Raw genomic sequence first — 14,295 nt, 5'->3', positions numbered from 1 at the left:
CCGGTCACGCCGTGAGCCGGTAGGCCTTCATCTTGCGGTACACCGTGGCGCGCGAGATGCCGAGGATCTCGGCCGCCTTGCCGCGGTTGCCGCCCGCCTCCTGCAGTGCGCGCTGGATCGCCTCGAGCTCCATCCGCTCGATCATCGTGAGCGTCTGCGCCTTCTGCAGCGCCCGCGGCAGGTCGGCCGGCTCGACCGGGCCCTTGCCGCGGCTCTTGACCGCCTGGGTGAACACGGACTTCAGCTCTCGGACGTTGCCGGGCCACGGGTAGGCGCGCAGCAGCTCGAGGGTCTCGCGGCCCGGCACGAGGCCCGTGCCGGGCGCGGCCGCGAGCGCGAAGGCGTGCCACAGCACGGAAATGTCCTGCGGGCGCTCGCGAAGCGGCGGCACCCACAGGTGCGCGATGCCGAGTTTGAGCGCGAAGGCCTCGGCTTCGGCCTCGTCTGCCGCGGCCAGCGTGAGCACCACCGGCCCGCGCGCGGGCGTCGACTCCACCACCGACCGCAGACCCGCCAGGACCTTCGCGTCGAGCGTCTCGACGCCCCGGACGACCAGCGGCCCGGCTTCAGCCAGGCGGCTCGCCACCTGCTGCAGCCACGGCGAGGCTCCGCAGACGTGCGCCTCGGCGGCGTCGGCGATCCGGCCGCCGCGCGCGTGCGCCTCGGGCCGGAACGGGGTGCCGAGCGCGAGCGAGGTCTTCCCGGCCCCGGGCTCGCCCGCGACGATCAGCGGGGTGCCGGCCTCGCGGTGCGCGGCCACCTCGCGCGCGGTCCGCAGCCAGTCCGCGGAGTGCCCGGCGAGCTCGTCGCGCCGCGGGCGCTCCGGTGCCGGTGCCTGCCGCGCGACCGGCGCGCCCGCCTCGCGGGGGAGCAGCACCACGATCCGGTTGCCGGGGTCGAGGTTGGTCACGGAGATCGTGGCCGTGCCGCGCGAAAGCGGCACGGAGTGCTTGCCGTCGCGCATCCCGTCCTCGCACAGCTCGCGGATGAGCCCGATGTCCTCAGTGGACAGGCTGCCCGACTGCGGGTTTTGGATCAGCAGCCCTTCGGGGCCGAACGCGAGCACGGGCGCGGTCTGCGTGCGGGTGGCGCTGAGGAACGCGTTGAACGTGTGCCGGGCCGAGGGCTGCTCGACGTCGAGCACGTGCTGTTCGAGCTGCGTGGTCACCGATCGCAGCAGCGGCCGCAGGAAGTCGGTGCCCGGGCGGACGTCGCACGAGACCGTGACGACCGCGAGGAGCTTGCCCGTGGCCGGGTGCAGCACGGGCGCGCCGGTGCACACGGCGTTGCGGTAGAGGTCGGCGAAGTGCTCGACCCCGCGGATCTGCACGCTCTTGCCGGTGACGGCCACCGTGCCCACGCCGTTCGTGCCCACCGCGTTCTCGGCGAGCACCGCGCCGCGCGAGGTGCCGATGCGGTCGAGGTGCGCGGCCGCCGTGGTGTCGTGGCACCAGCGCTGCAGGATCCGGCCGCTGGAATCGGCGAGCAGCACCGCGAGACCGGTCCCGTCGAGGCTCTCGGAGAACCGCGCGAGCGGCGCCTGGAACATGTCGAGCAGGTGCGCGTCGAGCAGGTCCTCCCGCACGTGGGGCACGTCGATGACGTTCTCCGGCGTGCCGATGGCCAGCTGCGAACGCTGCCAGGAGCTCATGAGCTCGACGTTGTGCCAGCGTTCGGGTGCTGCCGTGGCGAGGAAGTCGTCCTTCGCCTTCTGGATGCGGCTGACTTCGTCGTCATGGGCCACGGTCGGACTCCGGCGGTAGGCTGGGGACGGGAGCGTAATACGATCACACAATCATACGAGGGGGCGGGGATGAACACAAAGGTGACCGTTCCGAGACCGGGGTGTCACTCCCAGGGATGGAACGAGGTCGACTGCTCATGAGCCTCGAGCGGCACGCCGCACCGCTGCGCCAGCAGGTCGTCCGGCAGCTGCGGGGCGAGATCCTGGACGGGGTGCGCAAACCGGGCGAACGGCTCGTCGAGACCGCGCTCTGCGAGGCGTACGACGTCTCCCGCACGGTCGTGCGCGAGGCGCTGCGCCAGCTGGAGACCGAAAGCCTGATCACCATGCGGCCCAACCGCGGGCCCATCGTCACGGTCCTGACTCCGGACGACATCGAAGCACTCTACGAGGTCCGCCAGAATCTGGAAGGGCTCGCGGGGGAAAAGTTCGCGCAGCGCGCGTCGGAGTCCGACGCCGAGGCGCTGGTGGCCCAGCTGGACCACATGGAGTCGACGTTCCTCGCAGGCGACGTGACCACGCGTGGCCGGGAGAAGGACGAGTTCTACCGGCTGCTGCTGCTCGGCGCGCACAACCCGGTGCTCGCCGACCAGCTGCGCGGGATCCACTCGCGGATCAGCATCTTCCGGCACTTCGCGTTCGTCGACGACCGGCGGGCGGAGCTGTCGCTGCGAGAGGTGCGGGCGATCGTCACCGCTGCCGCGGTGCACCGCGACCCGGCCGAGGCCCGGCGCGCCTGCGAGGAGCACATCCGCCTGGCCGGCGAGCTCGCGATCGTCGAGTACGAGACCCGGCGCGAAGGCGGCACGGTCGCGGTCTGAGCCCGGCCACCATGACATCATGGGCAGGCGGAACACTGTTCCGTTCAGGCCGGTGAGGGGAGCTGTGGTGAACGAGGAGCCCGTCGCGCGGACGAAGCGGGCGGACGCGCGGCGCAACGAGGAGTCGCTGCTGGCCGCGGCGGCCGCGGTGTTCGTCGCGTCCGGGGTCGACGCGCCGGTGCGCGACATCGCGGCGAAGGCCGGCGTCGGAATGGGCACGATCTACCGCCACTTCCCGACGCGGGCGGAGCTGATCGTCGCCGTGTACCGGCACCAGATCGAGGCGTGCGTCGAGGCCGGGCCGGAGCTGCTCGCGGCGGGCCCGACGCCGCACGCCGCGCTGGGGCGCTGGATCGAGCTGTTCGTCGACTTCCTCGTCACCAAGCACGGGCTGGCCGGTGCGATGCAGTCGGACGAGGCCGGGTTCGAGGCGTTGCACTCGTTGTTCCTCGAACGCCTGATGCCGGTGTGCGCGCAGCTGCTCACCGCGGCGGCCGAGGCCGGCGAGATCCGCGCCGACGTCGAGGCCTACGAGCTGATGCGCGGCGTCGGCAACCTCTGCATCGGCGCGGAGAACGACGACCGCTACGACGCGCGCCGCCTGGTCTCGCTGCTGGTCGCGGGGCTGCACACGTAGTCCTCCGGCGCCGGCTGGACCGGCCCGGCGCCCGGCGCTACGCTCCGCGTGGCCCGAGTCGGGCCGATGCGGAAAGGTGCAGATGACTGCGTCGACGACGATCCCGCACCGGGAGAAGCTGCTGCGCGAGGGCATGCGCCGGCTCTACGTCCACGGCTTCCACGGAACCACGATCGACGCGATCCTCGAGGGCGCCGGCGTGCCGAAGGGCTCGTTCTACCACCACTTCGGCTCGAAGGAAGGCTTCGCGAAGCAGGTGCTCGCGCGGTACGTGCAGTTCCAGCTCGATCAGCTCGGCGAGTGGAGCGGCCGCGCGGACCTGACCACACCCGCTGTGCTGTCGGGGTATTTCCGCGCGATGGCCGGCCGGTTCATCGCCTCCGGGCACCGGGACGCCTGCCTGGCGGGCAAGCTCGCCACGGAGCTGTGCGCGGAACACGAAGCGTTCCGCGCACAGCTGGCCGAGGACCTGAGTGTCTGGAAAGGACGGATCGCCGAGCTGCTGCGCCAAGGGCAGCGGCGCGGTGACGTGCGGGCGGACCAGCCGGCCGAGGTGCTCGCCGACGCCGTGCTCGCGTTGCTGCAAGGGGCTTTTGTCGTCGCGCTGGCTTCGCGCGACGACGCTTCGCTGGCGTCGGTGGGCACGGCGCTGGAACTCTTGGTCGCGCCGCCCGGCTGACGTCCTTTGTGGACTCAGAACACGAGCACGCCCTGCGCGGCCGGCTGCAGCGTGCCGACCTCCACGGACTTGATCGGGAACTGGGGCACCTGAACGGTTTGGCCGTCGAGGCCGATGAGGTCGATGTTCGTGGTTCCCGTGGCGCCGGGCGGGGTCGCCTCGAAGTTGCTGGCCACGAACGCGTCGGAGTCGGCCTTGTCGCCGAGGGTCCACTTCACGCCGGCGAACGCGGTCGTGCCGGGCTTGAGGGTGACGGGGATGGCCGCGCCCGGGATCTCGACGTCGTGGATCGGGAAGTCGAGCGGCGAGCCGTCGGCGCCGAGGAACCGCAGCTTCGGCCAGCCCTTGAGCGTCACTGTGGTCTTGCCGCGGTTCTCGAGCGTCAGGAGGGCGACGTTCTGGTCGGGCTGCAGGGTGAGCTCCGCGTGGAACGTCCCGGCCGCGGTGGCCTTCTGGACAGGCGGTTTCGCGGACGTCGAAGGGGCTCGGGTGGTGGCCGGAACCGTGACGGGCGCGGTGGCCGACGCCGTGGCGTTGCGGGCGACGAGCGGGTCGGGCGAGGCCGCGCCACCCGTCGAGCCGCTGCACGCGGTGAGGGACACGGCGAGCGCGGCGAAGGAGACGACGGTGGCCACGGTGGTGACGCGCATGGGACACGAACCCTTTCTCGAGGTGCCGGATCGTCCGTCCGGCTCACCGCCCATCACGGACGCCGGAGGAATCCGGTTCACTGCAAGGGTTTCCCGGTCTGTGACCAGGCATGACGCGCCGATGGACCAGGGCCGGGAGGTGGGCGTGGGCGAATGCGCCTAGGCTGTACGGCCATGGCGGATCGCGCGCTGTGCCTGGAGCCACTGGAGCTGTCCGGGCGGGAACGATCGGTCCTGCGGAGCGTTGCGGTCCGCGGGGCGTCCTCGTCGTTGTACTGCGAGCTCGAAGCAGGACACGGCCACGAGCACGTCGCGGGCGTCCGCGGTGACGGGCCGGGCGGCCCGAGGTGGTGGTTGCGCTGGTGGCCGGGCCGGCGCGTGCTGGAGGCCCGCGCGGAGTGCGGCGCGCTCGCCGAAAACGGCGCGGTGTGCCGCGTACCCGGTGGACACGAGGGCGGTCATCCGTCTGACCTCGTGGACCTTGAGCACCTCGAGGAACTGGCCGACGCGGCGAGGCCGGGCGGACCTCGGTAGAGTCGCGATTCATGCGCGAAGGTTTCAAGGACGACCTCGACCGGCTCGACGAACGGCTCGCCGGGATGGGTGATGCCGCGGCCGCGGCGATGCGGTCCGCGACTCGCGCGTTGCTGACCGCGGATCTCGCGCTCGCCGAGCAGGTCATCGGCGCCGACTCCGCTCTCGACGGCCAGCGCGCCGAGTGCGAGGAAGAGGCGTACTCGCTGCTCGCCCTGCAGGCCCCCGTCGCCGGCGACCTGCGTGGCGTGCTCGCGGTGGTGTACTGCGCCGAGAAGATCGAGCGGATGGGCGACCTGGCCGCCCACATCGCCAGCACGGCCCGGCGCAGCCACCCGGAGCGCACCGTGCCCGCCGACCTGGAGCCGGTCTTCGCCGAACTGGGTGACGTCACCGCCCGCATGGCCGACCGCCTCACGCAGTTCATCCGCGGCGGCGGCGTCGAAGGCGGCTACGCGGAGCTCAGCCGCTCCGACGAAACCGTCGACGCTCTCCACGCCCGCGTCCTCGCCACGATCACCTCCGCGCAGTGGACCCACGGCCAGCGCACCGCCGTCGCGGCCACGCTGCTCACCCGCTTCTACGAACGCTTCGCCGACCAGACCGTGTCGGTCGCCAAGCGGCTCGAATTCGCCGCGACCGGCGCGCTGCCGGGCCCGCGCTGACCCTTCAGGCCGGCGGTTCCTCGCACTGGGACAGCCGTCGCCGCCTGCTCGCTGCCGTTTCGGTGAGCGCGTTGCCGACGCAGCCGGCTCGGTCGGCGAGCGCCCGCGACTCGCGGCGACGAATGCTTTCCGTGCCCTCGCTGATGCGCCCCGCAGCGGCCGGCGCTTACTCACGCTGAGCGAAGCCACACCGGCCGCCGGTGGTGTCCGATGTGGACTTTCAGCCGGGTAGCCCGGTCAGCCCAGGCACTCGCGCAGCGCGGTGACAAGGTTGGCGGCCCGCGCGTCGCCGTGGCCGACCATGCGGTTGGCAACATAGGCGAAGCCCACCCCGTGCTCGTCGTCGGCGAAGGAGAACTGGCCGCCGGCGCCGTCGTTGCCGAAGCTGCGCGCGCCGAGCATCGGGCGGAACGCCGAATCGAGCAGGAAACCCGAGCCCCAGCGGGCTCCCGCGTCGAAGCCGAACCAGTCTTGGCCGGACGAGACCTCGCGGACGGCGTCGGTCACGGTCTCCGGAGACAGCAGCCGCGGGCTGCCGTCGAGGCCGGTGACCGCGGCCGCGTACAGGCCGGCGAGCCCGCTCGCCGACGCGGTCGCCCCCGCGCCCGGCAGTTCCATGCCCAGCAGCGCCGGGTCGTTCCAGCCGCGCGGTTCGTCGAGGCCCGGGAACACGAGCGCGCCGTTCATCGTGACGATCCGGGTCAGGATGTGCTCGGGCGGCGGCATGGGCGGGCGACCCTCGGCTTCCGCCAGCCGGGCCCGCGCGGCCATCTCGGCTTCGGGAAGGCCGAGCCACGCGCGCAGCCCGAGCGGCTCGCCGACCACCGAACGGAAGTACGCCCCGGGCGTCAGCCCGGTGAGCCGCCGCACGAGCTCGCCGAGCAGGAACCCGAACACGTGGCCGTGGTAGGCGTACGTGGTTCCCGGTTCCCACAACGGTTTCTGCTCCTCGATCGCGCGGATCACCGGCGTCCACCGCGCGATCTCCTCGAACGGCACGGTCTTGTCGAGCACCGGCAGCCCCGCGCGGTGCCCCAGGACCATCCGCGGCGTGATGCCCTTTTTGCCCTCCGGCGCGAACTCTGGCCAGTACCGGCTGACCGGCGCGTCGAGGTCCAGCTTCCCCTCCTGCGCGAGCAAGTGCGCGCACAGGCTCACGATCGCCTTGGCGCAGGAGAAAACCGGCACCACGGTATCGTGTTGCCACGCGCGTCCCGTGGCCTCGTCGGCGACGCCACCGCAGAGCTCCACGACCTTGCGGCCGCCCACGAACACCGTGACCGCGGCGCCGAGTTCGGGGAACTCGGCGAAATTCCGCGCGAACGCGTCGGCGACCGCTCCGAACCGCTCGTCGGCTTCCCCGTGGTAGGTCGTGCTCACTGTCCCGCTCCTTCGCGCTCGATGCCGACGCGGACGCTACGGCGGGAGCCCCGGTCCGACCACCGAATTTGCCGCCGGTCACCCGGCGGTGCCAAGATCCGCGCATGCCGACCTTCGCCGCGCCGGACGGGACCACCCTCGCCTACCGCGTGCTCGGTTCGGGCACACCGGTCGTCTGCCTGCCGGGCGGCCCGATGCGCGACGCGGCCTACCTCGGCGACCTCGGGGGCCTGGCCGCGCACCGCAGCCTGCTGGTGCTCGACCTGCGCGGCACGGGCGCGTCCGCGGAGCCCGAAGACCCGGACACCTACCGCTGCGACCGCCAGGTCGGCGACGTCGAGGCCCTGCGCGCGCACCTCGGCCTCGAAAGCCTCGACCTGCTCGGCCACTCCGCGGGCGCGAGCCTGGCGATGCGGTACGCGGCCACGCGGCCCCAGCGCGTCGGCCGGCTCGCACTGATCACCCCGAGCGCCCGGTCCGTCGCCTTCGAACAGACACCCGGCCAGCGCCGGCACTCGATCGCCCGCCGGGCCGCGGAACCCTGGCACGCGGCCGTCGCGGCCGCGTACGAAGAGATCGCCGCCGGCCGCGCCACGAGCGCCGCCTGGGCCGCCCTCGCGCCGATGTACTACGGCCGCTGGGACGACACCGCGAAAGCCCACCACGCCACCGAATCGGCCCAGCGCAACGCCCGGGCCGCCCGCGGCTACAACTCCGAGGGCGCCTTCGACCCGCCGCGTACGCGAGCCGAACTGGCCGCCGTCACGGCCCCGGTGCTCGTGCTCGCGGGCGAGCTCGACTGGATCACCCCGCCCGACGTCGCCGCCGCCATCGCGGCCCTCTTCCCGGACGCGCACACCGTGGCCCAGCACGGCGCGAGCCACTACCCGTGGATCGACGACCCGGGCGCCTTCACCGAGACCGTCGCGAAGTTCCTGTCCTGACGCGGTACCTGGCGCGGCTCAACGCCGCTTTCGCCGCGCCGCCCGCTGCCACTCTTGGTCTTTGACGCGCAGCCCGAACGCCGCCTTCACCTCGGGCCGCTGCAGCGGCCGCAGCACGGCTTGCGCCAGGAGCAGCCAGAGGAAGATGCCGACCGGCGCGGCGCTGCCGCCCGCGTCCGAGAGCAGAGTGATGACGCCGCCGACCACGAGGATCAGCGCGAACCCGAGCTCGACGCCGAGCGTCGTCCACCACACCGCGGGCCGGCGGCGACCGAGGAGCACCGCGCAGACCGCGACCGCCACGGCCAGCGCGGCGTCGAGCGAGGCCAGCGCGAGGACGCCGCCCAGGCCGGCGGTGTCGGCGGTGCTCGTCACGAGGACCCAGATGAACACCGACAGTGCGAGGTAGAGCGTTGCCTGCGCGGCCATCGCCCACCGGGCCGAGGAGATGGCGCGGCGGATGTCTTCGTCGTCGTACGGATCTTGCTGAGCCGGCAGCTCGAAGGGACTCGGGTCGGACACGGCGGGCACCACCTCTCGGGGACGTCCGCCGAACAAACCCCCGCGGGGCCTTTCCGGTGGACGGCGGCAGGAACCGGCCAAGACCACCACACCCGGGCGGGACCGGTCCCGACGTCACCGATCAGCGCGGCCGGTAAAGCCGCCTCAGTCGTCCGTGGTCTTGCTGCACGTCACCGGCTTGCCGGGCGCGGGCGAAGTCGCCTTCGCGAGCTCCCTCTGCTTGTCCAGCAGGATCCGGCACGTCAGCGTGACGTTGCCGGTCGGTGTGGCGGTGACCGAGGCGTCGCGGCCCGCGCTGATGATCACGTCCTGCTTCCACGGCAGCCCGAGCGGGCCGGTGAGCTGGTGCTGCGTCGAGTCGTCCTGGTAGCGGTCGACCGACTCCGCGTAGGTGATCCCGCTCGTGGTCCCGCTGCCGGTGACCTCGTAGCTGATGGCCCACGACTTCCCGGTGGGGTTGGTGCAGGCGACGAGACCGAGGAGCGCGGCGGGCACGACCGCGGCGGAGAGTGCCTTCTTGATCACGCGGCGACTGTACTGGGTGTCCGGTTCGCCCGCCGGGCAGGTGAGGGGCAGGATCGGGGCATGACGGCGTTGACGACGACCAGGCGTTCCCTCCACGGCGTGGCCGAGTTGCTGCTGGCCGGACCGCAGTTCCGCACGTCCGAGCGCATCGAGCTGCGGGTGGCGGGTGAGGGGTTCGCGACGATCGCCGAGCCCGGCCTGGCGGTGGAAGGAACCCGGCTGCGCACGGCTACCGGGGCAGTCGACCTGCCCGGCCGTACCTACCGCGAGGTGGCGGCGTCGATCGGCGTGGAGCCGAGCGACCTCGCCGACGTCTACTCCGACGGACCGTCCGTGCGCGCCGACGAGACGATCGAGCTCGACGCCGAAGCGGTGGCCACCCTGCTGTCCGCCTTCGCCGCCGGGGATCGGGCACTGCGGGAGTTCGCGCCGGACGAGACCCCGGTGCTGTGGCCGGAGCACTTCGACGTCGCGATCACGCTCGGCGCGGTCAACTACGGCGTCTCGCCCGGCGACGGCTACCTGCCCGAGCCGTACGCCTACGTCGGCCCGCACGAGCCGCGGGAGGGAGAGTTCTGGAACGCGCCGTTCGGCGCCGCGCACCCGGTGCGGGAGCTCGACGACCTCCTCGCGTTCTTCCGCGAAGGCCAGGCGCTCGCGGGATGACCGCGTGTCGCTGACTTCGGAGCTGGCCGACCCGGCGAGCGTCCTCACGTCCTGGTGTGCCCGCGTGTTCACCGGCACCCCGGCCGTGGCGGCCCAGGTCGAGGCAGCGGTGCAGGACGTGCGGCCGGTCCGCCCGGCCGCCCGCGACGTCCCGCGCCGCCACTGGGCCGAGATCGGGGGCGCGTTCGGCCAGCGCGTGGCCGATCTCGTGCAGCCGGCGCCGCCGTATTACGCGCTGCTCGGCCTCATCGGTGCGCAATGGGCCACCGGGGCGTGGGCGCACGCTCAGGCAGCCGAGTACCCGACGCACCGCGGGTTGCCGGCCGAGTTCCGCGCCCGCGCGCTCGGCGTGCGGCCCGCCGCGACGACGTGGCTGGATCTCGGCGACCAGCTCGGCGGTGCGATGGCCGAGCCGCTGCCCGGCGTCGCCGAGGCGTGGGCGGAGTTCTTCGACCGCACCCGCTCGTACCAGGACCGGTACGCGCCGCCGGGCACGCTCGGGTCGCCGGGAGTCGAGGCCGGCCTGGCGCGGACGAACTTCGTGCTCTCGGCGTGCGAGGACGTCTACCGGTCGGGCGGGATCGACCCGCGGCTGGCGCGGGTCGTCGACGGCGGCGGGGCGAGCGTCGACGCGCTGCGCGGGCTGGCGACCGACGACCAGGTCTCGGAGCTGGCGGAAATCGCGAAGCGGCTGCACGACCGGGGCGCATTGTGGGAGCTGCGCCGCAGGGGCGGGAACCCGCCGGACGGCACGCAGCTCGGCATCGCCGGGCCCACGATCGTGCCCGGCTGGGCCGACGGCGACGTGCTGCTGGGCGCGATCGACCCGGCCGGCGGGATCGGCGACGGCACGGCGACGCTGCTCGACGTGAAGACCGTGGTCGGTGTCCGCGATCCGGACCGCGTCGGCCGCTGGCTGTGGCAGCTGCTGCTCTACGCGTGGCTCGACGTCGGGGACATCTACCGGATCCGCGACGTCGGGCTGCTGCTCGCGCGGCACGGCACCGTCGTGACGTGGCCGGTGGAGCAGCTCGAAGAGGAGCTGCTGGGCACGCCGGACGTCATCGAGTTCTGTCGCGACGAGGCGCGTGAGCTCGTCGGCGTGATCCTCGCGTCGGTGGGGCTGGCGTTCCCGGAGAGCTGACCCCTCGCGGTGCGCGGCCGGCGAAACACACCGCCGCCACGACGACCGCGCAGCCGGCCAGCTGCAGCACTGTCGGCTCCTCGCCGAGCAGCACGATGCCGTAGACGACCGCGCCGATCGGCTGCAGCAGCATCAGGACCGAGCCCGTCGCGGACGTCATCCGCGGCAGCCCGGCGGCGATGAGCAGCCAGCCGACGACCTGGCCCACGAGCGCGAGCGCCACCAGCCAGCCGAACGCGGGCCACCCCGGCGTGAAGTCGAGCCGGTGGGTTGGCACGCCGAGCGCGACGGCGACGACGCCGGCCGAGACCGTCGCGAGCAGCAGCGACCGGATCTGCGTGGCAGGGCCGCTGCTGAGCCGGATGAGCAGCAGGTAGCAGGAGTAGCCGGCGCCCGCGGCCAGCGCGAGGAGCGCGCCACTGAGTGGGTCGGAGCCGACGGCGCTCTTGCCGAGGAACCCGCCGCTCAACACGATGCCGACGAGCAGCGCCGGGGCCGTCAGCAGGAAGCGCCGGCCCGGGCGCTCGGAGAGGAACAGCAACGCCAGCAGCGGCACGATCACGACCTGCACGCCGAGCAGGACCGTCGCGATCCCGGCGCCGACGCGCGGGATCGACTCGCCCCACAGCACGAAGTCGAGGCCGAGACCGAGGCCGCCCAGCAGCGGGAACAGGATCTTCGGCCGCACGCCCGTGCGCCGCCACTCCCAGAAGGCAAGCGTGGCCAGCACGGGGATCGAGAGCAGGCACCGCCAGAACGAGCTCGTGGAGCCGCTCGCGCCCGACACCTTGATGAACACCGACGACAACGCGATGCAGAGGCTGCCGGCCGCCGCGAGCAGGCGCGGGTCGACCCGATCGGTGAGAACGGTGATCGGCCCGGCCACCGGGGGACGGGACGGGAGCTCGGTCGTGGTCACCCCTCAAGCCTGCGGTGCTCAACTGTCAAGGACAAGCGAATGTTCCTGAGCGGAATTCGGTAGCATCACTACTGTGTTCAGTCTCGACCGGATGCGCGCCCTGCACGCGGTCTCCCAGCACGGCTCGGTGGCCGCGGCGGCCGCGGCGCTGCACGTCACGCCGTCCGGGGTGTCGCAGCAGCTCGCGAAGCTGGAACGCGAGGCCGGCCAGGCGCTGCTCGAACCCCGCGGCCGCGGCGTGCGGCTCACGCGCGCGGGCCAGGTGCTCGCCGGGCACGCCGGCCGGATCCTCGCCCAGATCGCACAGGCGCGGTCGGATCTGGAGCTGCTCAACGAAGACGTGCTCGGCCCGCTGCGCCTCGGCGCCATCCCGACGACCATCCACGCCCTCCTGCCGCCCGCCCTCGCGACGCTCGCCGCCCAGCACCCGCGCCTCGAGGTGACCCTGCGCGAGGGCGAGGCCGAGCAGACCCTGCCCCAGGTCGTGGCGGGCGACCTCGACATCGCCGTGGCCGAGAGCTGGGCGGACCGCCCCACGGTGCTCCCGCCGACGGTCACCGCCACCACGCTGTTCTCCGACGTCGCCGACCTTGCCCTTCCCGGCACCCATCGCCTGGCGCACCGCCGCACCGTCGACCTCGCCGAGGTCGACGACGTGCCCTGGATCGCCTGGACCGCCGGCTCGGGCTGCTACGAATGGCTCGTCCACGTCCTCCGGGCGCAACAGCTGGAGCCGAAGATCAGCTGCACCGTCGGCGGCTATCCGACGCAGCTCGCGCTCGTCGCCGGCAACGCGGGCGCCGCGCTCGTGCCCCGCCTCGCCCGCGGCACGCCGCCCGCCGGAGTGCGCATCCTGACCACCCGACCCGCGTTGTCGCGCACGATCGTCGCGATCTGCCGCGCGGGCGAGGAAGAACACAGCGGGATCCGCGCCGCACTGGACGCCCTGCTCGCCGCCTCGGCCCGCTTCGCGACGGGGGCGCAGCCGGTCCGCTGAGGTGGGTTCAGGTTTTCGCGGCATGGATGCGGTGTCGAGGGATCTGGTCCCGATGGGCTTCGGCCGGACGTTCTCGCCGTCTCCGCGCCGAGGTCCTCGACCGCCGTTGCGGCGGAACCGGCTCGGACGTGCGGCGGGAGCTTCAGGCCTTCGGGCCCGGGTCGTTCGGATGCGGTTCGAGGGCCGTGACCTCGAACGTCATCCAGTCGTGCAGCGGGAGTTCGCCCAGGACGTCGCTGCGGAGGGCGGCTTCGGTGTCGGCGCGCCAGAGGCCGATGCTGCGCAGCTCGCCGACCGGGCGCCACAGGCGGCCGAGGTGGCCGGTGGCGGCGAGCTCGCGGGCGCGCACGGCTTCGGCGGCGCGGCGCCGGTCGACCTCGGCCGGGTCGGTGCCGTCGGGGACGGTGGTGGTGATGCGGACCAGGAACTCCTGCATGACTGTCTCCTCGGGAAGCCGTTCCGACAGGGAGATCTTGCGCCGCGCCGGCCCGCGGGGGCCACGACCGGATCGCTCGTAGGTCGGAGGCCGCGGCTCACACGGGGTCGGCGGTGCGCCGGGAGTACGGGTCGGTGGCCGGCAGCCATGTGGAGTCGTCGAGGCCGAAGGTGCCGAGGTCCGCGGTCAGAGCGTCGACGACGGCTTGGACGGAAGCGCGGGTGTCGTCGCGGCGGGTGACGAGCGACCAGGTCCAGCACGGCGTCGGGGAGACGATGGGGCGGCGCACCAGGTCCGGCGGCAGGGGAGTGGTCTGGCCCTTCGGCGAGTTGACGACGGGCCGGCGCAGGCGGCGGACGTGCTCGAAGAACGCGGGGCCGGTGACGCCGCCGTCGTCGGTCTGCACGACGGTGGCGCCCGTGTCGCGAGCGAACTGACCGGCGTAGAGGTTCCACGACGACCAGCTGAGCGTGTCGGAGTCGACCAGCACCACCAGGTCCTTCGCCGCCACGGGCGAGGTGTCGGTGCCGGTGGCCACGGCGTAGAGGTGGTCGGCGCCGATCAGCCGCGCGGTGAGGTCCTGGTCGGCGAGGTCGGGCGTCTGCACCCAGCAGATGGCCAGGTCGATGCTGCCGTCGGCGACTCGCCCGGCCTGCGCGTGCGAGGGCAGCACCCACGCGTCGACCTGCACGCGCGCGACGCCGGCGGTGCGTTCGACGAGGTCGGCGGGGCGCCAGTTCACGTAGCCGAGCCGCACGGCTTCGGTGCCCGACAGCCCGGTGGCCTGGCGGCGCAGGTCGTCCGCCTGCTGCAGCAGCGCGCGGGCGCCCGGCAGCAGCGACTCGCCGATCGCGGTCAGCGCCACCGACCGGCGGTCCCGGTCGAACAGGCGCACGCCCAGGTCGCGCTCGAGCGCCTTGATCTGCTGGGAGAGCGACGGTCCGGCGATGTGCAGCCGTTCCGCGGCCCGTCCGAAGTTCATCTCCTCGGCGACGGCGACGAAGTACCGCAGCTGGCGCAGCTCCACCAGCG

The 14,295-nt window shown here is 73.1% G+C and carries 17 protein-coding genes; 9 read left to right on the top strand and 8 right to left on the bottom strand.

Going from position 1 to position 14,295, the window contains the following annotated elements:
• Window positions 1-4: 4 nt before the first annotated feature.
• Entirely contained in the window at window positions 5-1,744 is a 1,740-nt protein-coding gene (locus AB0H62_RS19615) for a helix-turn-helix domain-containing protein (RefSeq protein WP_360587299.1), read from the bottom strand.
• 137 nt (window positions 1,745-1,881) lie between these two features.
• On the opposite strand from AB0H62_RS19615, the gene AB0H62_RS19610 reads away from it, so the two are divergent.
• The 3 genes from AB0H62_RS19610 to AB0H62_RS19600 all read left to right on the top strand — a co-directional run bounded on the left by AB0H62_RS19610 (window position 1,882) and on the right by AB0H62_RS19600 (window position 3,881).
• Window positions 1,882-2,565 (top strand): GntR family transcriptional regulator, encoded by a 684-nt coding sequence (locus AB0H62_RS19610; RefSeq protein ID WP_220241111.1) that lies wholly within the window; start codon window positions 1,882-1,884, stop codon window positions 2,563-2,565.
• 67 nt (window positions 2,566-2,632) lie between these two features.
• The gene (locus tag AB0H62_RS19605) at window positions 2,633-3,202 is read left to right on the top strand and encodes a TetR/AcrR family transcriptional regulator (RefSeq protein ID WP_255638059.1); all 570 of its coding nucleotides are present in this window, start codon (window positions 2,633-2,635) and stop codon (window positions 3,200-3,202) included.
• An 82-nt stretch (window positions 3,203-3,284) separates the two neighbouring features.
• Window positions 3,285-3,881, top strand: coding sequence for a TetR/AcrR family transcriptional regulator (locus AB0H62_RS19600; protein ID WP_220241109.1), 597 nt, complete (start codon window positions 3,285-3,287; stop codon window positions 3,879-3,881).
• A gap of 14 nt (window positions 3,882-3,895) precedes the next feature.
• Here AB0H62_RS19600 and AB0H62_RS19595 read toward each other — a convergent pair whose 3' ends face one another.
• Window positions 3,896-4,531 (bottom strand): DUF4232 domain-containing protein, encoded by a 636-nt coding sequence (locus tag AB0H62_RS19595; RefSeq protein ID WP_360587296.1) that lies wholly within the window; start codon window positions 4,529-4,531, stop codon window positions 3,896-3,898.
• 174 nt (window positions 4,532-4,705) lie between these two features.
• Here AB0H62_RS19595 and AB0H62_RS19590 point away from each other — a divergent pair, with 174 nt between their 5' ends.
• The gene (locus tag AB0H62_RS19590; protein ID WP_220241107.1) at window positions 4,706-5,065 is read left to right on the top strand and encodes a hypothetical protein; all 360 of its coding nucleotides are present in this window, start codon (window positions 4,706-4,708) and stop codon (window positions 5,063-5,065) included.
• Window positions 5,066-5,076: 11 nt separating this feature from the next.
• The gene (locus tag AB0H62_RS19585) at window positions 5,077-5,730 is read left to right on the top strand and encodes a phosphate uptake regulator PhoU (protein ID WP_220241106.1); all 654 of its coding nucleotides are present in this window, start codon (window positions 5,077-5,079) and stop codon (window positions 5,728-5,730) included.
• A 237-nt stretch (window positions 5,731-5,967) separates the two neighbouring features.
• On the opposite strand, the gene AB0H62_RS19580 is transcribed toward AB0H62_RS19585, so the two are convergent.
• Complete coding sequence (locus AB0H62_RS19580) at window positions 5,968-7,110, bottom strand: serine hydrolase domain-containing protein (protein ID WP_360587294.1); 1,143 nt, start codon at window positions 7,108-7,110, stop codon at window positions 5,968-5,970.
• A 104-nt stretch (window positions 7,111-7,214) separates the two neighbouring features.
• Here AB0H62_RS19580 and AB0H62_RS19575 point away from each other — a divergent pair, with 104 nt between their 5' ends.
• Window positions 7,215-8,054, top strand: a complete 840-nt coding sequence (locus AB0H62_RS19575) for an alpha/beta hydrolase (RefSeq protein ID WP_360587292.1) — start codon at window positions 7,215-7,217, stop codon at window positions 8,052-8,054.
• Window positions 8,055-8,072: 18 nt separating this feature from the next.
• On the opposite strand, the gene AB0H62_RS19570 is transcribed toward AB0H62_RS19575, so the two are convergent.
• Both AB0H62_RS19570 and AB0H62_RS19565 read right to left on the bottom strand, forming a co-directional pair.
• Entirely contained in the window at window positions 8,073-8,576 is a 504-nt protein-coding gene (locus AB0H62_RS19570; protein ID WP_220241103.1) for a hypothetical protein, read from the bottom strand.
• Window positions 8,577-8,720: 144 nt separating this feature from the next.
• On the bottom strand, window positions 8,721-9,101 hold the full coding sequence (locus AB0H62_RS19565) for a hypothetical protein (protein ID WP_220241102.1): 381 nt from the start codon (window positions 9,099-9,101) through the stop codon (window positions 8,721-8,723).
• A 60-nt stretch (window positions 9,102-9,161) separates the two neighbouring features.
• Here AB0H62_RS19565 and AB0H62_RS19560 point away from each other — a divergent pair, with 60 nt between their 5' ends.
• Together AB0H62_RS19560 and AB0H62_RS19555 are read left to right on the top strand one after the other, a co-directional pair.
• Window positions 9,162-9,767: a hypothetical protein gene (locus AB0H62_RS19560; RefSeq protein ID WP_360587289.1), complete on the top strand. Its 606-nt coding sequence runs from the start codon at window positions 9,162-9,164 to the stop codon at window positions 9,765-9,767.
• 4 nt (window positions 9,768-9,771) lie between these two features.
• Window positions 9,772-10,911, top strand: coding sequence for a hypothetical protein (locus tag AB0H62_RS19555; RefSeq protein WP_360587287.1), 1,140 nt, complete (start codon window positions 9,772-9,774; stop codon window positions 10,909-10,911).
• Here the strand turns inward: AB0H62_RS19555 and AB0H62_RS19550 are convergent.
• Window positions 10,829-11,830, bottom strand: a complete 1,002-nt coding sequence (locus AB0H62_RS19550; RefSeq protein WP_360587285.1) for a DMT family transporter — start codon at window positions 11,828-11,830, stop codon at window positions 10,829-10,831. The two genes, AB0H62_RS19555 and AB0H62_RS19550, sit on opposite strands and share 83 nt — an antisense overlap.
• Before the next feature lie 73 nt (window positions 11,831-11,903).
• Between AB0H62_RS19550 and AB0H62_RS19545 the strand changes: the two genes are divergently transcribed.
• Window positions 11,904-12,827 carry a LysR family transcriptional regulator gene (locus tag AB0H62_RS19545; RefSeq protein ID WP_360587283.1) on the top strand — a complete coding sequence of 308 codons (924 nt, stop codon included), beginning with the start codon at window positions 11,904-11,906 and terminating at the stop codon, window positions 12,825-12,827.
• A gap of 142 nt (window positions 12,828-12,969) precedes the next feature.
• Here AB0H62_RS19545 and AB0H62_RS19540 read toward each other — a convergent pair whose 3' ends face one another.
• A complete protein-coding gene (locus tag AB0H62_RS19540) occupies window positions 12,970-13,263 on the bottom strand; it encodes a muconolactone Delta-isomerase family protein (RefSeq protein WP_220241097.1) in 294 nt (97 codons plus the stop codon).
• A gap of 97 nt (window positions 13,264-13,360) precedes the next feature.
• Complete coding sequence (locus AB0H62_RS19535) at window positions 13,361-14,290, bottom strand: LysR family transcriptional regulator (RefSeq protein WP_220241096.1); 930 nt, start codon at window positions 14,288-14,290, stop codon at window positions 13,361-13,363.
• Between the last annotated feature and the right edge of the window lie 5 nt (window positions 14,291-14,295).

The organism is Amycolatopsis sp. NPDC050768 (genome assembly GCF_040654155.1).
Taxonomy (GTDB): domain Bacteria; phylum Actinomycetota; class Actinomycetes; order Mycobacteriales; family Pseudonocardiaceae; genus Amycolatopsis.
Note: the sequence above shows the minus strand (reverse complement) of the source record. Positions and strands in the feature narration are given on the sequence as shown.